Below are 23572 nucleotides of genomic sequence, written 5' to 3'. Positions count from 1 at the left end.
AAGCCCCCGGCTTTGCCGGGGGATACTTACTATGAAATGAAGCGCTTCATTCTACGTTTAATGACCTACTTTGCCATAAAAACCTAGCTGGATACGACACTACAGTGGAGAACTCATGACTCGCAGCACACGTACGAAAACGATGAAGCAAGTCACGGCTCGTCAGCCGGGCGGCCCCGAGATGCTGAGTGTCGTAGACGGCGAAATTCCCCTACCGGGGCCACGTGAAATTCTCGTCAAGGTGGCCGGAGCCGGTATCAATCGCCCCGATGTGATGCAGCGCATGGGGGGCTATCCGCCGCCACCTGGCGCTACTGACGTGCTGGGCCTGGAGATCAGCGGTCACGTGATTGAGGCTGGCAGCGAGGTCTCACGCTACTCGGTCGGCGATGCCGTGATGGCGCTCGTGGCGAGCGGCGGATATGCCGAGTATGCGGTGGTGGACGAGCGCAATGCACTGCCCGTTCCAGCGACGATGACTCTGGTTCAGGCAGCCGCGGTACCAGAAACTTTCTTCACGGTATGGACCAATGTCTTTCAGCGCGGCGGCCTCAAGGAGGGCGAGACGTTCCTGGTGCATGGAGGGACCTCGGGGATTGGCACGACTGCCATACAGCTAGCCAAGGCTTTCGGTGCAAACGTAATCGCGACTGTAGGCAGCGAAGAGAAATGCCAACAGTGCCTCGAGCTGGGAGCGACGCATGCGATCAACTACAAAACGCAGGATTTCGTCGAGGTGGTGAAAGAGGTTACCGGTGGCCATGGCGTCGATCTAACCCTCGACATGGTTGGTGGTGATTACCTGAGCCGCAATATGGAGGCGGCAGCTGAACAGGGGCGTATCGTGCAGATCGCCGTGATGAAGGGGCCTGAATCCACTATCAATGCTTGGCTGTTGCTGGCCAAGAAGCTGTGGCTGACGGGGTCGACGTTACGAGCACGTAGCATCGAGCAGAAGCAGGAAATTGCCGAGGAGCTCAAGGCCCGCGTCATGCCTCTGTGGGAAGAGGGGCGCTGCCTGCCGGTAATCGACTCCACCTTTGCCATTGAAGATGTGGCGGATGCGCACCGCCGAATGGATGCGGAGCACATCGGAAAGATCGTGCTGACTTTCGATTGAGGTCATCACACCGATATCTGCCTTTTTCTCGCGTAGTCCATCCAAGTATTGCCAATTCTTGCGGGGTGCAAGATGTCATGATTACGCATCCAGATAACTGCTTTGGTTCAGCTGAGGAGGGCTATTGACAATAAAATGCCTACGTTGCTGGAAACCATAATAGATTCGTATTCTCATCGCCAATCACGGGCTTTAAAGGTAGTGAACCGTTACCGAATGGCAAGCAAATAAAAGCCAAACATAAAGTAATAATCAGGAGCACATGACCATGAAATACAATCACAAGTTTCGCCGTACTGTCATCAGCAGCGTCGTTGCGACAGCCTTGCTGGGCGGTGTGTCAGCCTCTGCCTTCGCCGAGGTGAAGTTTGGGGCGCTCTATCCGCTCAGTGGTGGACTGGCCCTCCTAGGTGAAGAAAGCTATCGCGGCCTAGAGCTGGCAGTCGAACAGATCAACGCGAATGGAGGCGTACAGGGCGAGACCGTCGTGCTCGAGATAGGCGATGCCGTGGACAACAACCAGGCAATCGGCGAAGCACGCCGGCTGATCTCTCGCGAAGACGTTAAGGCGATCTTCGGTACCTTCGCCTCTTCACGCTCCATCGCTGCCTCCCAGGTGGCCGAAATGAGTAAGGTGCCATACTTCGAGCTGGGTGCCGTTGCCGACGATGTAACGGAGCGCGGGCTGAGCTACGTATTCCGTACCAACCCGACTGCCTATCACATGGCCGAGACCATCATCGACATGCTGGTCGACGGCATCGCTCCCGAGCTCGGTGTCGACCCGACCGAACTGCGAATCGGCATCATCCATGAGGATTCCAACTACGGTTCTTCAGTGGCCAAACATCAGCGTGCATTTGCCGAAGAGAAGGGGCTCAACATTGTGATGGAAGAGCACTATCCGGCGTCATCCGTGGACATGTCTTCCATCGTACTTTCACTGCAAGACAAGGACGTCGACGTCGTTCTGCAGACATCCTATCAGGATGATTCTGTTCTGTTCCTTCGCCAGGCCAATGAGCGCGATTATCGTCCCAAGGCGATCATCGGTGGCGGCGGAGGCTACTCGATGACGCCGACCGCGGAGGCAGTGGGACACGATGTGATCGACGGTGTCTACGATGCCGATTTCACCCAGTACAACATCAATCCAGAATTTGCACCTGGCATTGAGGACTTCGTGGCCTCCTATGAAGAGAAGTACAATGAATCTCCCCGTTCTGGTCACTCCCTGATTAACTATACCGGAGCGCTTGGGCTGCTTCGTGCCATTGATGCGGGTAGCGGGTTCTCCGCCGATGAGATCAAGGAAGCCGTGCTGGCGATGGACGTCCCCGTTGGCGAAACGGCAGCCGGTATCGGCCTCAAGATTGGCGAGAACAACCAGAACGAACGTGCAAGCATGATGGGTATGCAATGGCAGGATGGCGAGTTGGTAACCGTTTATCCGGAAGAAGCCAGCGTTGCCGACATGCGGACTAGCCAATAATAGCCTTGAGGTTACCAAATGGAATTAATTTTTAGCCTTATAGTCAATGGTCTAATGCTTGGTAGCCTTTATGCCATGGTCAGCGTCGGTTTGACGCTGATCTTTGGTATAACGAAGGTTATCAACTTTGCTCATGGCGAATTCATGATGATAGGGATGATGCTAACTTACATCATCACTACCTATCTCGGCATTCACCCATATTTGACGCTAGTCTTCATCGTTCCTTTATTGTTCGTATTGGGCATTTTAGTTCAGAAATACCTAATTGAACCGCTCAGGAACTCGGATGAGCACGTCCAGATATTTGCGACGGTCGGCCTGTCGATCGCAATGATAAACTTGGTATTGATGATCGCGGGTTCCGATAATTTCAATACGCCTTCCAGTGGCATGCGTCATACCCTGGACCTAGGGCTGGCAACCGTTCTGACCGGACAGGTCGTCATAATGCTGTGCTCCATCTTTATGGTGGGTGGACTGCACTTGTTCCTGACTCGAACGCAGATGGGGCGCGCCATTCGAGCCACGGCTCAGAATCGCAATGCCGCACAGCTTATGGGTATCAATGTGTCGCGCATCAATATGGTGACGTTCGGTATCGGTATTGCTTGCGTAGGTATCGCCGCAGTCCTGCTTTCTCCGCTGTATCCCGTCAATGCCCAAACGGGGCAAAGCTTCGTCCTGATTGCTTTCGTGATCGTCGTCATGGGGGGGTTGGGAAGCATTACTGGAGCTTTTTTTGCCGCTTTGATCATTGGCCTCGTGGACTCTTTTACCGGTTTTTACCTGGGGTCGTCACTGAAGGGTGTCGCTGTGTTCGGTATCTTTTTGATGATCTTGATATTCCGTCCATCCGGGCTGTTCGGCAAGGCAAGAAAACTTGCTCACGTGTCCTGAGAAGCGTTATTGCTCCACCGGAGAAAGTATCATGAATGATAAGACGATATCCTCTACACCGGCGAGGAATCATGGGGGTGGTATGCGATGGTTATTCAACAAGAAGATACTGTTCTTCGCTACCCTGGCTAGCTTGATAATCATCCCGATAGGTGTCGGCGATGATTACATCTACCATATTTTCATTACCATCTGCTTGTTTGCCGGTCTATCGACCGCCTGGAATATCGTGGGCGGCTATGCCGGGCAGCTCTCGTTAGGGCATGCGATTTATTATGGCATCGGTGCCTACACGGGGATGCTGATGCTCAACTCAGGAGTTTCTCCTTGGATCAGCATGTTTGTCGGGGCAATCCTGGCCGCTGGCGTGGCTGTCGCCATCAGCTATCCCTGCTTCAAGCTGCATGGACCATTCTATGCTCTTGCCTCCATAGCCTTTCTTGAGGTCTTTCATGTTATTTCGCTGAACTGGGTCGGCCTGACCGGAGGCGCCAATGGCGTGATGGTTCCTCTCGAAATGGGGTGGAGCACCATGATCTTCACGGAGCGGCTGCCTTCATTGGTTATCGTATTCGGGTTGATGTCGTTTTCGCTCGCCGTCGCTTGGGTGATCCGCCGCAGCAAGCTGGGTTTCCAGTTGATTGCTACCCGTGAGCGTGAGTCGGCTGCCAGGGGAGCCGCCATTCGCACTGTTCACGTGCGACTGTATGCGGCGGCTATTTCTGCCGGCCTTACGGCCATGCTCGGAACTTTCCATGGTTCATACCTGACATACATCGAACCCGAATCAGCATTCAACCTAACGTTTTCCATTCAGATAGTCCTGTTCGCCCTCGTGGGTGGGCTGGGCACCGTTTTCGGTCCGCTCTACGGTACGATTCTACTGGTGCCTATTACGGAACTGGCACGCGGTTGGTTGGGCTCCAGTGCTATTGGCCTTCATGGCTTCGTATATGGGGTCGTGCTGATTCTGGTAGTACTGTTCATGCCGGATGGAATCATGAGCCTTATCCAGCGCTACCTACCTTCTTCACGGGTTCGCCGTCTCGACGCCAGCGTCGAGAACTCCGTCGATCACGTTCCTCTGGACGACATAAATAAGCCCACACGGCCGCCAATCGGTGAAGTTGTCCTGAAGGTCGAGCATCTCGACAAGCACTTCGGTGGCCTGCACGTCACCAACGATCTCTCCTTCGACCTTCACAAGGGTGAGGTGCTGGGCATCATTGGACCCAACGGTGCAGGGAAGACCACGGTCTTCAACATGATTTCCGGCTTCTTGCGTGCCGACTCCGGGTCGGTTGCGGTCCTCGGCGAAGATGGCCACTTCATTTCCCCGAAAACGCCCGGTGCCTTTGCACGTAGTGGTGTCGGCCGGACTTTCCAGATTGTCCAGCCCTTCGCAGCCATGACGGTGGAAGAGAACATTATGGTGGGGGCTTTCTATCGCTTCCGCTCGGTAGAGGAGTGTCGTAAGGCGGCACGTGAAATTGCCTCTGAGCTCGGGCTGAATCGCTTCTTGGACGAAGAGGCCAGAAACCTTCCCATTGGTGGCCTCAAACGCCTGGAGGTAGCCCGTGTCATGGCGATGCGTCCACGCATCCTTCTCCTGGACGAGGTGATGGCCGGTATCAATCCTGCCGACCTCAGGGAGGCCATCGAACTGATCAAGGTGATTCGCAACAGTGGTATCAGCATCATTGCCATTGAGCACGTGATGCAGGCCGTAATGGAGCTTTCAGACCGAGTGATCGTGATTAGCTCCGGTGAGATTCTCGCCCAAGGCAAGCCGGAGGAAGTGGTGAAGAACGAGGCTGTCATTGAAGCCTATCTAGGCAAGGAGGCGTCTGATGCTTCGAATGAATAATGTGTCATCGGGTTACGGCGCTACCACGATCCTTCACGATGTTTCCCTGGAGGTTAAGAAGGGTGAGGTCGTCACCATCGTCGGTGGTAACGGTGCCGGCAAGACAACCACTTTGAGGACGCTCTCTGGCTTGATCGATACCTCCGCCGGGAGCATTACCTTCAAAGACGAGGACATTACCCATTTGCCGGCCCATCAGGTAGTGAATCGCGGGATTACGCTGATCCCTGAGGCGCGTCAACTCTTTCCGGAAATGACTGTACTCGAGAACATTCAAATGGGTGCCTATCGGCCGGCAGCAAAATCCCGTTATGAGCAGCGATTGGAAGAGGTGTTGGCGCTGTTCCCTCGCGTGAAAGAGCGTCTCCATCAGCAGGCGGAATCCCTGTCGGGAGGTGAGCAGCAGATGGTTGCCATTGCGCGCGGCATGATGGCGTGCCCCGAACTGCTGATCTTCGATGAACCCTCCCTGGGGTTGGCTCCGATTGTCGTATCGCAGGTATTCGATGTCGTCAAGAAGATTGCCGAGAGCGGTACGACGGTGCTGATCGTTGAGCAGAATGTCCAACAGACGCTCAAGGTCGCCGACAGAGCCTACGTCATCGAAAATGGAAGGATCGTAATGGATGGACAGGCCCAAGAGCTGATGGGCAATGACCACATTCGTAAAGCATACTTGGGGATTTGAGACATGGCTCTAGAGAATTCTATAAGCTATCGACCTAGCCATGCCGGCCGACATGTACTCGTTACCGGCGGTGGTGCCGGCATTGGCCGCGCGATTGCCATAGCGTTTGCTTCGCGTGGTGCTAATGTCTCGGTCATGGACTGGTCGGCTGACAGTGCCCGTGAGGTTTGTGTTGCCATCCGGGAAATGGGGAGAGGTGATGCCTATCCGCTGTCGGTCGACGTTTCCGATTACGCCGCGGTCGAACGCGGCGTGAGAGAGGCCGAAGCCCACTTTGGCGCCCCCATCGATGGCTTGGTCAACAATGCCGGCATATCTCCCAAGCATGGCGGCCTCCCTGCATCCGTCTGTGAAATGGCGCCGGAAGAGTGGAATCAGGTAGTGGGAGTCAACCTTACGGGGGCTTTCAATACCATCCGCGCGGTTGGTGATGGCATGCGTCGTGCGCGGCGTGGCCACATCGTCAACATGTCGTCCGTTGCCGGCAAGACCCACTCACCGGTGGTGGCGTGCCATTATGCGGCGACCAAGTCGGCCATCATCGGATTTACCAAGCACCTGGCCGCCGAACTGGGACCCTACAACGTTCGCGTGAATGCGGTTGCCCCGGGGCGGATCGAGACGCCGATGGTGCTTGCGGTGGATTCCGCCATCAATGATGAGCAGGTTCGTCTGACTCCGCTCGGGCGCTTGGGCAAGCCGGAAGAAGTCGCGGACCTGGCGCTGTATCTGACGTCAGACGAGTCGAGTTTCGTCACGGGGCAGACCATCGATGTAGCCGGTGGGCTTTACATGACCTGACCCCCCTTGTGGATAATTTTGCACGAGCGACTGCGAAGTCGTGTTTCGCTTGCCCAGCTTCATGCTGGGCTTTTTTCCCGAGATACCATGATCGCTAGACTGGACACGGCCCACACCGACCCGGCTACACACCTCGACGCCCGCTACCTGGCGTTCCTCGAGGCCCTGCGCCACGCCGGCTTTCGCGGCGATATCGCGCCCGACTACGCCAACCGTACGGTACTGGCCACCGATAACTCGATCTATCAGCGCCTGCCCCAGGCGGTGCTCTACCCGCGCGACGCCGATGACCTGCAACGCATCGCGCGGCTGGCCGGGACCCGCGAGTACCGCGATATCGTGCTTGCCCCGCGCGGCGGCGGCACCGGCACCAACGGCCAGTCGCTGGCCGACGGCCTGATGGTCGATGTCTCGCGCTACATGAACCGGATCCTCGAGATCGACGTCGAAAATCGCCGCGTGCGGATCCAGGCCGGGGTGGTCAAGGACCAGCTCAACGCCGCGCTCAAGCCTCACGGGCTGTTCTTCGCACCGGAGCTGTCGACCTCCAACCGCGCGACCATCGGCGGCATGATCTCCACCGACGCCAGCGGCCAGGGCAGCCGCGAATACGGCAAGACCCGCGATCACGTATTGGCGCTGGACATGGTCATGCTCGGCGGCGAGCGCTTCGAGAGCCGGCCGGTGAACGACGCCGAACTCGCTGCACTCTGCGCACGCGACGATATCGTCGGCGAGACCCACCGTGTTGCGAGCGATATCATCGACAGTCAACGCGAACGGATCGAGGCCGTGTTTCCGCCGCTTAACCGCTGCCTGACCGGTTACGACCTGGCGCACCTCAGGGACGCGGAGGGTCGCTTCGATCTCAATAGCGTGCTGTGCGGCTCGGAAGGCTCGCTGGGCTTCATCGCCGAGGCGACACTCAACGTGCTGCCCATCCCTCGCCACTCGACGCTGGTCAATATCCGCTACAGCGGCTTCATGGATGCGCTGCGCGACGCCAAGGCACTAATGGCGAGCCATGCCAAGCCGACCTCGATCGAGACCATCGACGATAGCGTGCTGGCCCTGGCGATGGAGGATTTCGTCTGGGACAGTGTCGCCGAGTTCTTTCCCGCGCCGGACAACGACCGTCCCGAGCCGCTCAGCGAGGGCGTCGAAGTCGCCATCGCCCCGGCCACGCGCCGCGGCGAGCAAGTGACGATTCGCGGCATCAACCTGGTCGAGTTCAACGACGACGACCCGGCAAAACTGGAGGCGCGCGTCGCCGCCTTCACCGATCACCTGGCCGCCGACGCCAGTGTCGAACGGCTGGGCTACACGCGGGCCGAGGGTCGCGAGCAGATCGGCCGCGTCTACGCCATGCGCAAGCGCGCCGTGGGCCTGCTCGGCAACGCCAAGGGCGAGAAGCGCCCGATCCCGTTCGTCGAGGATACCGCGGTGCCGCCCGAGCATCTGGCCGATTACATCGCCGAGTTCCGCGCCCTGCTGGACGAGCGCGGGCTCAGCTACGGCATGTTCGGCCACGTCGACGCCGGGGTGCTGCACGTGCGCCCGGCGATCGACATGAAGGACCCGGCCCAGGCGACGCTGATACGCGAGCTTTCCGATGAAGTCGCCGCACTGACTCACAAATATCATGGTCTGTTATGGGGCGAGCATGGCAAGGGCGTGCGTTCGGAGTACGCGCCGAAGTTCTTCGGCGAGCTCTACCCCACCCTGCAACGCCTCAAGGCGGCGTTCGATCCGCACAACCAGATGAACCCGGGCAAGATTGCTACGCCGCTTTCCATCCGGCCCGAAGCCGCCGGTACGACTATCCCGCTCGAAGACGCGGAGCGATCCATCCGGCCCGAAGACGCCGGTACGGCTATCCCGCCCGAAACTGCGGGGAGTCCGTCCGCGGCCACAGGCAGCGCGTCCCGGGGAGAAGATACGGTCGCCGAACAGGCCATCAAGGGGGCCGATCCTGGCCTGTTGACCGTCGACGGCGTGCCGACTCGCGGCGAACTCGATCGCCAGATCGATGAGCGGGTGTGGCGCGCCCATGCCAGCGCGGTGTACTGCAACGGCAACGGCGCCTGCTACAACTATGACCCCGATGACGCCATGTGCCCGTCGTGGAAGGCCACCCGGCAACGCATCCACTCGCCCAAGGGCCGCGCCAGCCTGATGCGCGAGTGGCTGCGCCTGCAGGGCAACGCCGGCATCGACGTACTCGAGGAGTCGCGCAACAAGAAGTCCGAGGGCGCCTGGGAGTTCGTCCGCGACTTCCCGCTACGTCTGCGCAATACCCTGGCCAAGCGCCGCGGCGAGCCGGACTTCTCCCACGAGGTTCACGAGGCGATGGCCGGCTGTCTGGCCTGCAAGTCCTGCGCCGGGCAGTGCCCGGTCAAGGTCAACGTGCCCGAGTTCCGCTCGCAGTTCCTCGAGATCTATCACGGCCGTTACCTGCGCCCGCTGCGCGACTACCTGATCGGCGGGCTGGAATTCTTCGTGCCCTATCTGCAGCCGGTGGCGCCGGCCTACAACGCCCTGCTCGGCAACCGCCTGGTCGAGCGCTTGCTGGCCGGCCCCATCGGCATGGTCGACAGCCCGCGGCTGTCGCGGGCGAGCCTCGCCAAGCAACTGCGCGCCTGGGGCATCAGTGAGGCCACGCCGACCTCGCTCGGCCTGCTCAACGAGCGCCAGAAAGCGCGCAGCGTGATCCTGATCCAGGACGCCTTCACCAGCTATTTCGAGTCGAAGCTGGTGATGGATATCGTTGAGCTGCTCACCCGGCTCGACATCCGCGTGTTCGTCGCGCCCTTTTCGGCCAACGGCAAGCCGCTCAACGTCCAGGGCTTTCTCGGCGCCTTCGAGCGCACCGCCGAAAAACAGGCAAGGCGCCTCAGGACGCTGGCCGAAAGTGGCGTGCCGCTGGTCGGCGTCGACCCGGCGATGACCCTGGCCTACCGCCAGGAATATGCCCAGGCGCTGGGGCCGGACAGCGCCCCCGAGGTACTGCTGTTGCAGGAATGGCTGGTCTCGCTCGGCCAGCGGCTATTGCCCCCGGACGTAAGCCTCGACGATCCCGGCTTCAAGCTGCTCTCGCACTGTACCGAGCGCACCAACGCCCCGGGCTCGCCCAAGGCCTGGCAGCAGGTGTTCGCCAACGCCGGGCTGCAACTCGAATTGATCGCCACCGGCTGCTGCGGCATGTCCGGCACCTACGGCCACGAGGCGCGTAACCGCGAGACCTCCGAGGCGATCTACGATCTCTCGTGGCGCACGCCGGTCGAGGCTCCGGCCAATGCCGGCACGCTGCTGGCCACCGGCTACTCGTGTCGCAGCCAGGCCAAGCGACTCTCGAACACGGCTCTGGCACATCCGCTGCAGGGCTTGCTCTCGGCCATCAAGCGCGGCTAAGCGCCAGGCAAGCCCACCGCAGGAGGTAGCTCATGTCACGAGCGCTGATCGCTCCGATCAATCGGCGGGTGCTAGGTAGATATGAAGCCGCTGGGCGGCATTGTTGAGGTGTTGCTTGGCGGCAGCCCGGGCGCCTTCGGCATCTTGGGCGACAATGGCTTTGAAGATCGCTTCGTGCTCATGCTGTACGCGCTTGATCATATCCTGGTTTCGCGCCGTATTCTCACGAGCGGTACGGATCAGATTACGGACGCGCGAATCCAAAAACTCTCCGAAGCAGATGAAGTAGGCGTTGTGGGTGGCCTGGAGGATGGCACGATGGAATTTTATGTCCTCCTCGACTCCGTTGCGGTTTTCCCGGATGGCGACTTCCAGTCCATCAAGTTGCTGGCGGATGGCGTCAAGGTCGCTGGAAGTGCGGCGGGTGGCGGCTTGCTCAGTTGCCGCCACTTCGACGGACATGAGGAAGTGAAACAGGTCGGCAAGGTCTTCCTTGTCTTCGAAACTGGGCTCGAGTCGGAAGACCGAGGCGCCTTGCGGGTTGACGAAGTGACCGCGTCCCTGTTGCGAAATCACCAGGCCGTCCGACTTCAGGATCGAGACGGCTTCTCGAATCACCGGGCGGCTGACGCCATAGGCTTCGCCGAGCTCCTGCTCGGTAGGTAAGCGCTTGCCTGGCTCGATGCTGCCGCTTTCGATGGATTTTCTGATACGCATGGCCACCTCATCCGATAGGGAGTGGCCTCGTGCGATGGTGCTTGAAGGTACGTTGTTCATCATGGCTTCCCATTCCGGAAGAAGGCGGCGCTCTTCGACCGATAAATATGTCTTCGTGTATCAGTTGACATAGAGTCCGCCATTAACCTGGAGGCTTTCCCCGGTCATGAAGCTCGCCGCATCGCTGCACAGGAAACTGACGACGCTGGCGATTTCATCGGGTCTTCCCAGGCGCTGCAAGGGGGTGGTGCCGATCATGGCTTGCCGCTTGGCCGCATCAAGCGATTCCATCATCCGGGTATCTATGAGCCCCGGAGAGATGGCATTGACGCGAGTGCGTGGCGCGAGCTCTTGGGCCAATGACCGGGTGAGCGTCAGCACCCCACCTTTTGCTGTTGCATAGGGCGTATGGTTCAAGCTGCCTCGCTGGCCGGCCAGCGAGGCAATGTTGACGATCGAGCTGTCCTCGCTCAAGAGCGGCCGCAAGGCCTGTATGGTGAAGAAAACGCCATCAAGGTTGATGGCTAGGCTCGTTCTCCAATCCGCTTCAGCAATCTCTTCCAGGGGCAGGTGTTGGTAGAGGCCTGCTCCGGTGACGATATAATCTACTTGGCCGAACACGTCTTTGCATGTAGCGGCTATACGCTCGGCGTCCTCCATCTTTGTGACATCTTGACGGACCCCATAGCAATTGGGTTCACCTCCTAAGGAGTTTACGAGGGTGGGCAGAACATCATTACTGATGTCTGTCAGCATTAACCTGATATTTCTTTTGTGAAATAACTTGGCGATTGCTGTGGGAATCTCACCCGCAGCACCGGTAATTACGGCGGTCTTGTGTCGCTGCTTGCTCATGAGTGTCCTTATTCGATACCAAGGTCTTATTGTTTGGTTGCCTTACAACATCCAGTGTGACTTAGAAGTTGTCAGATTAGCTTACAAACTTATTACTGACATGTGCTTCAAGTAAAGGCTTTCAAAAACAATTTTTAAGATCACTGAGGCGCTTATGCTAAGCAGGAGAGCTATATCAACAGTGGCTGGGGCCGGCATGGCACTGGGGATGGCTGTGGCTTCCTCGGCCCAGGCCGAGCCACTCAAAGTCGGTATTGTCGAGTCCTTGTCAGGCTCCCAGACTTCCACCGGCCGGCTGTACGCCACTGCCGCACGCTACGTGCTGGAGAAGGTCAACGAGCAGGGTGGCTACAACGGCGAGCAGATCGAAATCCTGGAATACGATAACGGCGGCAACACCTCCGGTGCTGCGGCTAAAGTGCGCCAGGCGATTGCTGATGGCGTCAATGTCATCATCCAGGGCTCCTCTTCGGCCGTTGCCGGCCAGGTGAGCGAAGATGTGCGCAAGCACAACATCCGCAACCGCGGCGACGAGGTGCTCTACCTCAACGTCGGCGGCGAGGCGATGGAGTTGCGCGGCAACAAGTGCCACTACCACGCCTTCCACTTCACCTCCACCGCGCCGATGCGCGTCGGTGCGCTAACTCAAGTGATGTCTGAGCAGGGAGATCTAGGCGACCGCGTCTACTCGATCAACCAGAATTACTCTTGGGGTAAGGACATGCAGGAGTCCATAGAGGCGCGCGCCGACGAATATGGCTACGAAGTCGTCGACACGGTGCTGCATGAGGTTAACCGCATCCAAGACTTCGCACCTTACGTCGCGCAGATCAAGTCCGCCAATCCCGACTCGGTGATCACGGGCAACTGGTCCAACGACCTGCTTCTGCTGATGAAGGCAGTCGGCGGCGCTGGTCTGGACGACATCACCTTTGGCACTGCCTTCTTGGATCAGGTTGGTAACGTAGCCAACGCAGGTCAAGGGGCCATGGGCAACTACGTGGCGCACCCGGGCAATATCGAACTGCTCAGCGAAGAGTTTGTGAACGACTACCAGTCCATGACCGGCCACTATCCCGTCTATGTCGAGCCAGGCGCAGTCAATGGCATCAAGCTATTCACCAAGGCGCTGGAGAAAGTGGACTTCGAGGGCGGAGATATCGATGTCAACCAGATCGCAGCCGCTCTCGAGCAGGCGACCTTGGAGACCGATCTCGGTGAAATCTCCATCCGTGAGGGCGATCACCAGACGGTGATGCCGGTGGTCGTGTCACGAGTGAGCAAGGATGTGAAGTACCCGGTTGACGGCACCGATATGGGCTTTGAGCCCATCGAAGTGGTGTCCGCCGAGGACGCGATTTTTTCGGTGCAGGAATCCTGCCGGATGCGCCGGCCGTAAGTAAGCCCGCCCCGCGGGCCACCGACCCGCGGGGCGTTTCCTTCCCATCCGAGGCCCCGGCGCTGCTCGGATCAGGAGTGACGCATGGAATTCCTCATAACCTCCGCATTAAACGGCGTCATCTACGGGATGCTGCTGTTCATGGTCTCGGCGGGCCTGACGCTGATATTCGGTATGATGGGCGTTCTCAACTTCGCCCATGCCTCTTTTTATATGCTGGGCGCGTACTTCGCCTACACGCTCTCAGGTATTTTCAATTTCTGGATAGGGTTGCTGGTGGCCCCTCTGCTGGTGGGCATCATCGGTATCCTGGTCGAGCGCTACTTGCTGCGACGTGTCCATTTCTATGGGCACGCGCACGAGCTGCTGCTGACCTTCGGTCTCGCTTTCATCTTTGAAGAGCTAGTCAAGCTCTTCTACGGCGACTATCCAGTGAACTATCGAATGCCTGACGTCTTGAACTTCGCAGCGTTCAATATCTTCGGGACGGACTATCCATTCTACCGAGTTTTCATCGGTGGCGTGGCGCTGGCCATGTTTATCTCGCTGCTGGTACTGCTCAACAAAACGCGCGTGGGCATCGTGGTGCGTGGCGCCGAACGCCTGCCGCAGACAGCACAGGCCCTGGGCCATAACGTGCCGCTCGTCTTCATGGGCGTGTTCGGCGCCGGTGCCGCGCTGGCGGGTCTCGGAGGCGCGGTGGCCGGTGCTTTCTACCCCACCAACCCGAACATGGCGCTTGAGCTTGGCGTGATCGTGTTCGTGGTGGTCGTGGTTGGCGGCCTGGGCTCGCTCACCGGCTCGCTGCTCGCCTCGCTGATGATCGGTATCTTCAGCTCCTTTGCCGTGGGTCTGGACTGGTCGCTCGCCGGCGCCTTCGACTGGGTAGGGCTCGGAGGCTGGGCGCGTAGCGTGGGCGGCCTGCTCACTATGTCGATCTCTTCTATTTCCGGCGCGATGCCTTTCCTGTTAATGCTGATCGTGCTCCTGGTTCGCCCGGCTGGCCTGATGGGCTCCAAGAACTGAGGATAGGATGATGCGCTATAAACTCCCTCTCATCGCTCTGCTGATGGTTGCCCTGGTCGCCGTTCCGCCCTTGTTCGGCGGTGGCGTTCAGTACGCGCTGGTCAATGCGCTGATTGCCTCGCTGTTCGCAGCGGCTTTTAATCTGCTCATGGGGCAGGGTGGCATGCTTTCCTTCGGGCATGCGGCCTACTTTGGTATCGGTGCCTTCGCCGTGCTGCACCTGATGCAGGCGGTGGAATACGGAGGCCTTGGTGTCCCCACGGTACTGCTGCCGCTGGCCGGTGGCGTAGCGGGTCTCACCGGAGGGCTCTTCGCGGGCTACTTTGCCACTATGCGCGCCGGCGTATACTTTTCACTGGTCACGCTCGCCCTCGCCGAGTTGTTGTACTCCCTCGCCCCGCACTGGGAAGGCATCTTTGGTGGTGAAGCCGGGCTTTCTTCTATGCGCATGCCTTTCATGGGGCTCAATTTTGGTACCACGCTGGAGGTGTACTACCTGACGCTGGTCTGGGTGGTGCTGTGCTTGGTCATTCTGTACGCCTACACGCGCACCCCTTTTGGACGGCTCACCCAGGCGCTGCGCGATAATGCCCAGCGCATCCGCTATATGGGCTACAACGCGCACGCCACAAAAGTGGTGGTGTTCGCTATCTCCACCACTTTCGCTGGCATTGCCGGCGGACTCATGGCCATATCAAGCGAGACCGCCAACTACAGCATTTTCAGTACTCACATCTCGGCTGAAGTGGTGCTTTACACCTTCGTTGGCGGCTCCACGGTATTCTTTGGGCCAATCATCGGAGCGAGCATCTTCACCCTGTTCGGCTTCGTCGTCTCGGGCGCAACCAACGCCTGGTTGCTCTACCAGGGACTGATCTTCGTTTTGGTGATGCTCTACGCCCCCAGCGGCATCGGCGGGCTGATCCAGGCGCATATCGATCAGCGTCATCGCCTGCCTTGGGCGCGTCTGCCGCTGCCGTACGCCGTACTCGCCGGCGGTGGCGTGCTCATATCGCTAGCCGCTGTGTTCTTCATTCAGAGTGTTGAGCACGTATTCTCTAATCGCTACCAGACGGTCGTCACACGCACTGGCGAGTGGCCTGATTATCACCTGCTCGGCGCGAGTTGGGATCCGCTGAGCCCGGTGACTTGGCTTGTGTCACTGGTGCTGCTCGTCCCCGGAGTAATCATCGTGCGCAAGGCCATGGCCCGCATCCATGAGTTGTGGGAAGACCAGGGCGCCGATGTGTACGAATCCGAGACTGCACCGGCCGCTGGCGGTGGTCACTAAGGGAGCAATGCGATGACACGCAATGACGACGTCGTTCTAGCCGTGCGGGACGTTACCAAGAGCTTCGGCGGCCTGGAAATAATGAAAGGTGTGAATCTCGATCTTCACCGCGGGGAGCGCCACGCGCTGCTTGGTCCCAATGGGGCGGGCAAGTCCACGATGTTTAACCTGATCTCCGGCGAATTTCCGCCCACCAGCGGCACCATCGAGCTGCAAGGGCGGGTTGTTAGTGGCATGAGCCCCGAGGCGATCAACCGCGCCGGGCTCGCCCGCTCGTTCCAGATCACCAACGTGTTCGCCCGTCTCTCGGCGCTGGAAAACATCCGCATCGGTGTGATGGCCCGCCACGGCATTCGCTTTAATCTTCTGCGCCGGGTGAGTCGCATGAAGGCAATTAACACTGAGTCCATGGAGTTGCTCGAGCGGGTGCGCCTTAGACACCGCGCTGAAACCCCGGCGGGTGATCTCACATACTCCGAGCAGCGCTCGCTGGAGATCGGCATGACTCTTGCCACCGGGGCCGAAGTGATCCTGCTCGATGAGCCCACCGCGGGCATGTCGCGCGAGGAGACAGCCTATATCGTCGATCTCATTCGCGAAATCACGACGGATAAGACGCTGATGATGGTCGAGCACGACATGAGCGTGGTGTTCGGGTTATGCGACCGCATCTCGGTGCTTGTGTACGGGGAGATCCTCGCCACTGGCACACCCGATGAAATCCGCAACAACCGGGAAGTACAAGAGGCTTACCTGGGCGAGGAGGTCGCATAGTGTTACTCGAAATTAAGGGTCTTCACGCCTACTACGCCAAGAGCCACATCCTCCACGGCGTGAACTTCGCACTGCCAGAGGCTGACATCGTTGCACTGCTTGGGCGCAACGGATCGGGACGCTCGACCACGCTCAAGGCCATGATGGGCATCGTGCCGCCGGCCGAAGGCAGCGTGAAGCTTCAAGGCGAGGAGCTCGCCGGCAAAGGCTCACACCAGATTGCGTTGCGCGGCCTGGGCTACGTACCCGAGGAGCGGCTGGTATTTCCCAATCTCAGCGTCGAGGAAAACCTCCAGATGGGCGTGCAGCGTGGTGTGGAAGGCGCTCCACGCTGGTCACTAGAAGACATGTTCGGCTATTTCCCGCGGCTCAAGGAACGGCGCAACCAGCGTGCGGGCTACATGTCAGGCGGTGAGCAGCAAATGCTAACGATCTGCCGTTCACTGCTGGGCAATCCGCTGGTGCTACTGGTGGACGAGCCCACCGAGGGGCTCGCCCCTATGATCGTGGACGTTGTCACGGACGTTATACGTGACATCCACGCCAAGGGCGTGGGTGTGATGCTAGTCGAGCAGAAGATGAGCATGGCCATGCGCGTGGCGAGCCGGGTGCTGGTCATGGGCCACGGCGAGATCGTTTTCGACGGCTCCGCCGAGGAAATGCAGGGGCGTGATGATATCCGCCGCGAGTGGCTAGAGGTCGCGTGACCGCATAAGTTAGCGGTTCATACCAGTGCCCGCTGCAAGAGGGCAGGTCCTACGTATCTGCGCCGCTTAAACTTGTAAGGCAATCAGACAAGTCTGGGAGCATTTTACCATGCAAGAACAATCGCAGCGTCCTGCGAACGGAGCGGTGGTGGTCACCGGTGGGGGCAGCGGCATAGGACGCGCCATCGCCGAGCGTTTCGCGGCGGCAGATCAGCCGGTGCTGATCTTCGACCGCGACGGCGACGCAGCCCTTAGCGCGGTGTCTACTCTCACCGAGGCCGGCGGCTATGCCGCCGCATCGGTGGGTTCGGTTGCCTGCGAGAAGGATGTGACCGCGGCCTTTGCAGCCGCCGCGAAACAATTCGGTGGTGTGCGCGTGCTGATCAATAACGCGGGTGTCTCCTGTAACCGTCCGACGTTCGAGCTGTCGCTGGACGAGTGGCAGCATTCGTTGGACGTGAACCTCACCGGCGTCTTCCTTTGCGCTCGCGAGGCCGCCCGGCACATGCGCGGCAGTGAGGGCGTGATTCTCAACATGAGTTCGATGTATGGCGTGGTCGCTGCGCCCAACCGATTGGGCTACTGCGCGACCAAGAGCGCGGTGGCGATGATGAGTAAGGCGCTTGCGGTGGAGTGGGCGACGGCGGATATCCGAGTCAATGCAATCGCGCCCGGTTACATCCGCACGGCACTGCTCGAGGAGCTGATCAACGATGGCCGTGTCGATGCTGAAGCTCTCACCCGGCGCACCCCCCAAGGACGCTTCGGCAGCGTCCAGGAAGTGGCGGACCTGGCCTACTTCCTCGCCTCCGACCAGGCGCGTTTCATCACCGGACAAGTCATCGGACTGGATGGCGGCTGGTCCGCCAACGGCTATCTCTAAACGATTTAAGGAGGCGGCAATGCCCCGTTCCAGCAAACTCACTTCCGCCGCGCCCTGGCGCGAGCTAGTCACCACCGACAAGGACTGGCAAGCCGCCGATCCCGGCCTGCTGCGGAGCTCCCTCGTCGACCTGCACCTGATCCGCGCATTCGAAGAGAAAGTGCTGGAGCTGGCAGGCCAAGGCCTGGTGCATGGCCCTGCTCACTCGAGCATCGGCCAGGAAAGCGGCGCCGTGGGTTCTGCGCTGACGCTACGCGCGTCCGACCAGATCAACGGCTCCCACCGGGCGCATCATCAGTTTCTGGCAAAGTGCCTGCACTATGTCTCCCCCGAGGGCATGGACCCAGCTAACGCCGTGACCGCGCCGGTTCACGAACTGCTGCAGAAGACGCTGGCCGAGATCATGGGTCTGGCGCAGGGCTACTGCCGTGGTCGCGGCGGCTCCATGCACCTGCGCTGGGGCGACGCGGGCGTACTCGGCACCAACGCGATCGTCGGCGGCGGCGTACCCATGGCCGCCGGTGCTGCCTGGTCGCATCGTCGCGCCGGTACGGGCGATGTGACGATCACCTATTTCGGCGACGGCGCGATCAACATCGGCTCGGTGTTGGAGACCATGAACTTGGCCGCCGCTTGGAAACTGCCGCTGTGCTTCTTCATCGAGAACAATCGCTACGCCGTCTCCACGGTGGTGGACGAAGCGACCGCCGAGCCGCGGCTCTCGGCGCGCGGCCAGGCGTTCGGAATCCCCTCGTGGAAAATCGACGGCATGGATCCGCTTGCTGTGTACTTGGCCACGCAAGAGGCGCTGGAGATCATGCGCAGCGGCGGCGGCCCGACGATTATCGAAGCCGACGTGTACCGCTTCTTCCATCAGAACGGGCCGCTGCCCGGCAGCGCCTTTGGCTACCGCACGAAGGATGAGGAAAACGAGTGGCGTGCACGCGATCCGCTGGATCGCGTGGGCAGCGAGATGATCAAACGCAAGCTGATCGACGAGGCCGGCATCAAGTCACTGCGCGAGCAAGCGCAGGCCGCCATGGAGGCGGCCGCTGACGAGCTGCTCGACAAAAGCGGCGCCAAGCCGGCGGTGCGGGCGGACCTGTGGCCGACGCCGGACTTCCGCGACGCCCACATTCGCGGCGACCTCTCCGAGCTCGACGGCGTGCGCTATGTGGAGCAGGAGCAGTTCCAGGGCAAGCTCGAAGAGCACAAGTTCGTCGACAGCGTGGCCGACGTCATGCACCGGCGTATGAGCAAAGACGAACGCATCGTGGTGATGGGCGAGGATGTGCACCGCCTCAAGGGCGGCACTAACGGCGCCACCCGAGGGCTTTCGCAGGACTTTCCTGACCGCTGCCTGGGCACGCCCATCAGCGAGAATGCCTTCGTCGGGCTGGGCGGTGGCATCGCCATGGACGGGCGCTACCGGCCGGTAGTGGAGTTCATGTACCCGGACTTCATGTGGGTGGCCGCCGATCAGGTGTTCAACCAGATCGCCAAGGCGCGCCACATGTTCGGTGGCGACAGCGCCATGCCCTTAGTGCTGCGCACCAAGGTGGCCATGGGCACGGGCTACGGCTCGCAGCACTCCATGGATCCCGCCGGCATCTTCGCTACCTCGCCGGGCTGGCGCATCGTGGCGGCGAGCACCCCCTATGACTACGTCGGGCTGATGAATAGCGCGCTGCAGTGCGAAGACCCGGTGCTGGTGATCGAGCACACTGACCTCTACAACGCCAAGTTCCCGGCGCCAGTCGACGATCTGGACTACTACATCCCGCTGGGCAAGGCGAAAGTGGTGCGTCCGGGCAAGGACGTTACCGTGTTGACTTATCTATCCCTGGTGCAGACCTCGGTGGAGGCCGTGGAACGGCTGAGCGTGGATGCCGAAGTGATCGACCTGCGCAGCCTGGACCGGGCCGGGCTCGACTGGGAGACCATCGGCGCGAGCATCCGCAAGACTAACAACGTGCTGGTCGTGGAGCAGGGTTCGGTGGGCACCGCCTACGGTGTCCTGCTGGGCGACGAGGTCCAGCGCCGCTTCTTTGACTATCTGGACCAGCCGGTGCAGCGCGTGACCGGCGGCGAAGCCTCGCCCAGCATTTCCAAGGTGCTCGAGCGCGCCGCCTGCGCCGGGCCGGAAGAGATCGAAGACGGTCTACGTCTGGTCATGGCCCAGCAGGGCCGGCCGCTCGCCTAAAGGAGTAATGAACATGAAGCAACTGGTACCCATGGAAGTCGGCATCTGCTGCCAGGACCTGGATTCGCTCAAGCGCTTTTATGTCGAGGAGTTGGGGCTCACCGAGATCAACGTCATTGACGTGACAGCGGAAAAAGCCGGCGATACCGGGCTGACCGTCGGCGCCTACCGCGTCGCACGGCTGCAGACGCCTTTCGGCGAGCGCATCAAACTGCTCCAGCCCGAGGCGGCCCCGGCGGCGTCCACGCATACCGATACCATTCTCGAGCGGCGCGGCAACGCTTACCTCACCTTTATTGTCGACGATCTCGCGGCAATGCTCGCCAAGCTCAAGAAGCTGGGCCTGCCGCTGCTCAGCGGCAGCGAGCTGGTGGAAGTGCGCCCGGGCACCTTTCTGATCTTCCTGCGCGACCCCGAGGGCAACATTCTCGAGTTCGTGCAGTACGCCGACATCCAGGCCTACCGGCCCGACGTGCCCAAGGAGGGCTGAGCCATGGCGATCAAGATCGAACTGCCTTCGGTAGCCGCTGGCATGGAAGAGGCCACCCTGGTGCGCTGGGTCAAGGTCGAGGGCGACCAGGTGTCCAAGGGCGAGACGCTCGCCGAGATGGAAACCGACAAGGCCGTGATGGAATTGGAGACCGAGGCCGACGGAGTGCTCGGGCGCATCCTGGTGCCGGGCGGTAGCGAGGGCGTGACCGTAGGCACGATGATCGGCGTTCTGCTCGAGCCCGGCGAGGACGAGTCCGCGCTGGCCGCTTTTCAGGCGCCCAGCGCCCCGAGCGAGCCCGCCGCACCCGCGTCGCCGGAGCCGGAAACCGCGCCTGAGCCCCAGGCCGCACCCGCTCAAAACCCTGTGTCCGCTGAATCGCAAGGACAAGCCTCCGCTCCGGAGCGCGAAGGCCGCGTCTTCGCCAGCCCGCTGGCCAGGCGTCTGGCAAATGAGTACGGCTTGGATTTGAGCGGCATCCAAGGAAGTGGTCCGCATGGCCGCATCGTCCGCCTGGATGTCGAGCGGGCCCGCGAAGCCGCCCCGGTTCAGGCAGCAGCACCCGCCGCCGCATCGATCCAGGCGTCATCCGTGCCCGAAGGCGCCCGTGTCGAGCGTATCCCCAACAGCGGCATGCGTAAGACCATTGCCCGGCGCCTGACCGAGTCTAAACAGCAGGTCCCGCACTTCTACCTAACCATGGAAGTGGACGTGGAGGAGATGCTGGCCCTGCGCGGCCGTCTCAACGCCAAGAGCTCGGGGGCCGATCGCAAATATCGACTATCGGTGAACGACATCGTGGTCTACGCTGCGGCCCGCGCATTGCGCCGTGTGCCGGATGTGAACGCCAGTTGGAGCGAGGAGGCCATCCTGCGCTACCTGGACGTGGACGTCTGCGTGGCCGTGGCCACCGAGGGCGGCCTGGTCACTCCGGTGATCCACGAGGCCGATCGCAAGGGCCTGGCGGAGATCTCCGGCGAGATCCGCGATTTGGCCCACAGGGCCCGCGCGGGCAAGTTGGCGCCTGCCGAATACCAGGGTGGCGGCTTCACCATCTCCAACCTCGGCATGTATGGCATCCGCGAGTTCTCCGCCATCATCAATCCGCCCCAGGCGGCCATTTTGGCCGTGGGCGCGGTGGAGAAGCGTCCGGTGGTACGTAATGACCAGCTGGCGGTGGGTAACGTCATGATCATGACTCTGTCCTCTGACCACCGGGTGGTGGATGGCGCAGTGGGTGCTCGCTTCTTAGCCGAGCTGCGAGCACTGCTGGAAGACCCGCTGGAACTTCTAGTCTAGGAGGTGGCTATGGAGCGTTATCAAGTACTAATCATCGGTGCCGGCCCCGGCGGCTACGTGGCAGCCATCCGCGCTGCCCAACTGGGGCTCAGGACCGCCATTGTTGAGCGGGCCGAGCTGGGCGGGGTGTGCCTGAACTGGGGCTGTATCCCCACCAAGACCCTGCTGCGCTCCGCCGAGCTTCTGCGACAGGCCCGCGAGGGGGCTGACTATGGCCTGGTGCTGGACGCCCCGCCGCAGTTCGATCTGCAGGCGGCGGTGAAGCGTTCGCGCACCGTGGCCGGACAGCTCAACCGTGGCGTGCGCGGACTGCTGAAGAAAAATCAGGTCAGCGTGCTCACGGGACACGCCCGCCTGCAGGGGCAGGGCCGCGTCGTTATCGAGGGCGAGCAGGGGGTGCAGGAGGTGAGTGCTGTGCATATTATCCTCGCCACCGGCGCCCGGCCCCGGGCGCTGCCCAACTTCGAGCCCGACGGCAAGCTGATTTGGACCGCCCGCGAGGCCATGACCCCGCCGGCGCTGCCGAATACGCTCACGGTCATCGGCGCCGGGGCGATCGGCGTGGAGTTCGCCAGCTTCTATGCCACGGTAGGCTCAAAGGTCACCCTGCTGGAGGCGGCCGAGCGCATCCTGCCGGTGGAGGACGCCGAGATCTCCGCGATGCTCGCCGAGCGCCTGCGCAAGCAGGGCATCGACGTGCGCACTCAGGCCATGGTCGAATCCAAGCAGGCGCAGGACGACGGCCTGCAGATCACCTTCAGCGAGGGCGGCGCAAAGCATAGCCTAGATGCGGAGAGGGTTATCCTAGCCGCCGGCATCGTCGGCAACGTCGAGGGGCTAGGGCTGGAGCAGACGGCGGTGCGGGTGGAGAAGAGCCACATCGTGGTGGACCGCTGGTCGGCCACCGATGAACCGGGTGTCTACGCCATCGGCGATGTGGCCGGTCCGCCCTGGCTCGCCCACAAGGCCAGCCACGAGGGGGTGGCATGCATTGAGCGCATAGCGGGGCTTGTCGATGCGCATGCGTTGGATCCCGAAGCCGTTCCCAGTTGCACCTATTGCCATCCCCAGGTGGCCAGCGTGGGGTTGACGGAAGCGCGCGCCCGAGAGCACGGCCATGCGGTTACCGTCGGTCGTTTTGCCTTCGTGGGCAATGGCAAGGCCTTGGCATTGGGCGACTCGCAGGGCTTCGTAAAGACGGTTATGGATGCGCACAGCGGAGAGTTGCTGGGGGCTCACCTGATTGGGCCGGACGTGACCGAACTGATCGGTACCTATGCGCTGGGTCGAACCCTAGAGACGACGGAGCTGGAGATCATGCGCACGGTCTTTCCCCATCCGACACTTTCGGAGGCGCTGCATGAGTCTGTACTTGGGGCTTTTGAACGCCCTATGCATGTGTAGATAACTGCGCCACTCACGTGGGCATGAAGATAATTTGCGCTACTGCACGACAGGTAAATGTTCATGGCGTTCATTAGGCTGATAAATAACGTGCTAGCCTCAGTGTGGCGCAACGAAGCCAGTATAGAAAGGAAGAATACAATCTCATTATTCACGACTCTTACCCAATCCTCCTCGGAAGGGGCATCAGAACAGGATAGAGCGTTTGCTACAGTTCTGTACGGCCAGGGTGCTCCTAACGCACC

General features: G+C 60.6%; 19 protein-coding genes. 17 read left to right on the top strand and 2 right to left on the bottom strand.

Annotation, left to right across the window (positions count from 1 at the left end):
* Positions 1-115: 115 nt before the first annotated feature.
* The 7 genes from CCD76_RS10185 (at position 116) to CCD76_RS10155 (ending at position 10279) form a co-directional block, all read left to right on the top strand.
* Positions 116-1120, top strand: a complete 1005-nt coding sequence (locus CCD76_RS10185; protein ID WP_087719407.1) for an NAD(P)H-quinone oxidoreductase — start codon at positions 116-118, stop codon at positions 1118-1120.
* A 268-nt stretch (positions 1121-1388) separates the two neighbouring features.
* Positions 1389-2612, top strand: a complete 1224-nt coding sequence (locus CCD76_RS10180) for an ABC transporter substrate-binding protein (protein ID WP_087719405.1) — start codon at positions 1389-1391, stop codon at positions 2610-2612.
* Positions 2613-2630: 18 nt separating this feature from the next.
* Positions 2631-3512 (top strand): branched-chain amino acid ABC transporter permease, encoded by an 882-nt coding sequence (locus CCD76_RS10175; protein WP_087719404.1) that lies wholly within the window; start codon positions 2631-2633, stop codon positions 3510-3512.
* 31 nt (positions 3513-3543) lie between these two features.
* On the top strand, positions 3544-5379 hold the full coding sequence (locus tag CCD76_RS10170; protein ID WP_087719403.1) for a branched-chain amino acid ABC transporter ATP-binding protein/permease: 1836 nt from the start codon (positions 3544-3546) through the stop codon (positions 5377-5379).
* Positions 5363-6067, top strand: a complete 705-nt coding sequence (locus CCD76_RS10165) for an ABC transporter ATP-binding protein (protein WP_087719402.1) — start codon at positions 5363-5365, stop codon at positions 6065-6067. Before CCD76_RS10170 ends, CCD76_RS10165 begins: the two co-directional genes overlap by 17 nt.
* A gap of 3 nt (positions 6068-6070) precedes the next feature.
* On the top strand, positions 6071-6868 hold the full coding sequence (gene fabG / locus CCD76_RS10160; RefSeq protein ID WP_087719401.1) for a 3-oxoacyl-ACP reductase FabG: 798 nt from the start codon (positions 6071-6073) through the stop codon (positions 6866-6868).
* Positions 6869-6955: 87 nt separating this feature from the next.
* Positions 6956-10279, top strand: a complete 3324-nt coding sequence (locus CCD76_RS10155) for an FAD-binding and (Fe-S)-binding domain-containing protein (protein WP_087719400.1) — start codon at positions 6956-6958, stop codon at positions 10277-10279.
* Positions 10280-10336: 57 nt separating this feature from the next.
* On the opposite strand, the gene CCD76_RS10150 is transcribed toward CCD76_RS10155, so the two are convergent.
* Both CCD76_RS10150 and CCD76_RS10145 read right to left on the bottom strand, forming a co-directional pair.
* Positions 10337-11059 (bottom strand): FadR/GntR family transcriptional regulator, encoded by a 723-nt coding sequence (locus CCD76_RS10150; RefSeq protein WP_218777015.1) that lies wholly within the window; start codon positions 11057-11059, stop codon positions 10337-10339.
* 57 nt (positions 11060-11116) lie between these two features.
* Positions 11117-11851, bottom strand: a complete 735-nt coding sequence (locus CCD76_RS10145; protein WP_087719399.1) for an SDR family NAD(P)-dependent oxidoreductase — start codon at positions 11849-11851, stop codon at positions 11117-11119.
* 196 nt (positions 11852-12047) lie between these two features.
* On the opposite strand from CCD76_RS10145, the gene CCD76_RS10140 reads away from it, so the two are divergent.
* The 10 genes from CCD76_RS10140 to lpdA all read left to right on the top strand — a co-directional run bounded on the left by CCD76_RS10140 (position 12048) and on the right by lpdA (position 23327).
* Positions 12048-13250 carry a branched-chain amino acid ABC transporter substrate-binding protein gene (locus CCD76_RS10140; protein ID WP_087719398.1) on the top strand — a complete coding sequence of 401 codons (1203 nt, stop codon included), beginning with the start codon at positions 12048-12050 and terminating at the stop codon, positions 13248-13250.
* A gap of 84 nt (positions 13251-13334) precedes the next feature.
* Positions 13335-14276, top strand: a complete 942-nt coding sequence (locus CCD76_RS10135; RefSeq protein ID WP_087719397.1) for a branched-chain amino acid ABC transporter permease — start codon at positions 13335-13337, stop codon at positions 14274-14276.
* A 10-nt stretch (positions 14277-14286) separates the two neighbouring features.
* Positions 14287-15567, top strand: coding sequence for a branched-chain amino acid ABC transporter permease (locus CCD76_RS10130; protein WP_087719396.1), 1281 nt, complete (start codon positions 14287-14289; stop codon positions 15565-15567).
* 12 nt (positions 15568-15579) lie between these two features.
* On the top strand, positions 15580-16341 hold the full coding sequence (locus tag CCD76_RS10125) for an ABC transporter ATP-binding protein (RefSeq protein WP_087719395.1): 762 nt from the start codon (positions 15580-15582) through the stop codon (positions 16339-16341).
* Positions 16341-17048, top strand: coding sequence for an ABC transporter ATP-binding protein (locus tag CCD76_RS10120; protein WP_087719394.1), 708 nt, complete (start codon positions 16341-16343; stop codon positions 17046-17048). The genes CCD76_RS10125 and CCD76_RS10120 overlap by 1 nt, the downstream gene beginning before the upstream one ends.
* 109 nt (positions 17049-17157) lie before the next feature.
* Positions 17158-17931, top strand: coding sequence for an SDR family NAD(P)-dependent oxidoreductase (locus CCD76_RS10115; RefSeq protein WP_087719393.1), 774 nt, complete (start codon positions 17158-17160; stop codon positions 17929-17931).
* A 19-nt stretch (positions 17932-17950) separates the two neighbouring features.
* Positions 17951-20134, top strand: coding sequence for an alpha-ketoacid dehydrogenase subunit alpha/beta (locus CCD76_RS10110; RefSeq protein WP_087719392.1), 2184 nt, complete (start codon positions 17951-17953; stop codon positions 20132-20134).
* Between the two features lie 13 nt (positions 20135-20147).
* Positions 20148-20624: a VOC family protein gene (locus CCD76_RS10105; protein ID WP_218777013.1), complete on the top strand. Its 477-nt coding sequence runs from the start codon at positions 20148-20150 to the stop codon at positions 20622-20624.
* 3 nt (positions 20625-20627) lie between these two features.
* Positions 20628-21923, top strand: coding sequence for a pyruvate dehydrogenase complex dihydrolipoamide acetyltransferase (locus tag CCD76_RS10100; protein ID WP_087719390.1), 1296 nt, complete (start codon positions 20628-20630; stop codon positions 21921-21923).
* Between the two features lie 9 nt (positions 21924-21932).
* Complete coding sequence (gene lpdA, locus CCD76_RS10095; protein WP_087719389.1) at positions 21933-23327, top strand: dihydrolipoyl dehydrogenase; 1395 nt, start codon at positions 21933-21935, stop codon at positions 23325-23327.
* Positions 23328-23572: the final 245 nt, after the last annotated feature.

Origin of the sequence: Salinicola salarius (assembly GCF_002179555.1) — a bacterium.
Classification (GTDB): domain Bacteria; phylum Pseudomonadota; class Gammaproteobacteria; order Pseudomonadales; family Halomonadaceae; genus Salinicola; species Salinicola salarius_A.
The sequence above is the reverse complement of the archived record's forward strand: the minus strand, read 5'-3'. Positions and strand labels throughout refer to the sequence as shown.

What these genes read in the sequence shown, in the direction of transcription:
- CCD76_RS10140 (WP_087719398.1), top strand. Translation starts at nt 12,048, where the DNA reads ATGGCACTGGGGATGGCTGTGGCTTCCTCGGCCCAGGCCGAGCCACTC.
- CCD76_RS10165 (WP_087719402.1), top strand. Translation starts at nt 5,363, where the DNA reads ATGCTTCGAATGAATAATGTGTCATCGGGTTACGGCGCTACCACGATC.
- CCD76_RS10180 (WP_087719405.1), top strand. Translation starts at nt 1,389, where the DNA reads ATGAAATACAATCACAAGTTTCGCCGTACTGTCATCAGCAGCGTCGTT.
- lpdA (WP_087719389.1), top strand. Translation starts at nt 21,933, where the DNA reads ATGGAGCGTTATCAAGTACTAATCATCGGTGCCGGCCCCGGCGGCTAC.
- CCD76_RS10175 (WP_087719404.1), top strand. Translation starts at nt 2,631, where the DNA reads ATGGAATTAATTTTTAGCCTTATAGTCAATGGTCTAATGCTTGGTAGC.
- CCD76_RS10105 (WP_218777013.1), top strand. Translation starts at nt 20,148, where the DNA reads ATGAAGCAACTGGTACCCATGGAAGTCGGCATCTGCTGCCAGGACCTG.
- CCD76_RS10185 (WP_087719407.1), top strand. Translation starts at nt 116, where the DNA reads ATGACTCGCAGCACACGTACGAAAACGATGAAGCAAGTCACGGCTCGT.
- CCD76_RS10170 (WP_087719403.1), top strand. Translation starts at nt 3,544, where the DNA reads ATGAATGATAAGACGATATCCTCTACACCGGCGAGGAATCATGGGGGT.
- CCD76_RS10150 (WP_218777015.1), bottom strand. Translation starts at nt 11,059, where the DNA reads ATGATGAACAACGTACCTTCAAGCACCATCGCACGAGGCCACTCCCTA.
- CCD76_RS10125 (WP_087719395.1), top strand. Translation starts at nt 15,580, where the DNA reads ATGACACGCAATGACGACGTCGTTCTAGCCGTGCGGGACGTTACCAAG.
- CCD76_RS10145 (WP_087719399.1), bottom strand. Translation starts at nt 11,851, where the DNA reads ATGAGCAAGCAGCGACACAAGACCGCCGTAATTACCGGTGCTGCGGGT.
- CCD76_RS10135 (WP_087719397.1), top strand. Translation starts at nt 13,335, where the DNA reads ATGGAATTCCTCATAACCTCCGCATTAAACGGCGTCATCTACGGGATG.
- CCD76_RS10110 (WP_087719392.1), top strand. Translation starts at nt 17,951, where the DNA reads ATGCCCCGTTCCAGCAAACTCACTTCCGCCGCGCCCTGGCGCGAGCTA.
- CCD76_RS10155 (WP_087719400.1), top strand. Translation starts at nt 6,956, where the DNA reads ATGATCGCTAGACTGGACACGGCCCACACCGACCCGGCTACACACCTC.
- CCD76_RS10130 (WP_087719396.1), top strand. Translation starts at nt 14,287, where the DNA reads ATGCGCTATAAACTCCCTCTCATCGCTCTGCTGATGGTTGCCCTGGTC.
- fabG (WP_087719401.1), top strand. Translation starts at nt 6,071, where the DNA reads ATGGCTCTAGAGAATTCTATAAGCTATCGACCTAGCCATGCCGGCCGA.
- CCD76_RS10115 (WP_087719393.1), top strand. Translation starts at nt 17,158, where the DNA reads ATGCAAGAACAATCGCAGCGTCCTGCGAACGGAGCGGTGGTGGTCACC.
- CCD76_RS10100 (WP_087719390.1), top strand. Translation starts at nt 20,628, where the DNA reads ATGGCGATCAAGATCGAACTGCCTTCGGTAGCCGCTGGCATGGAAGAG.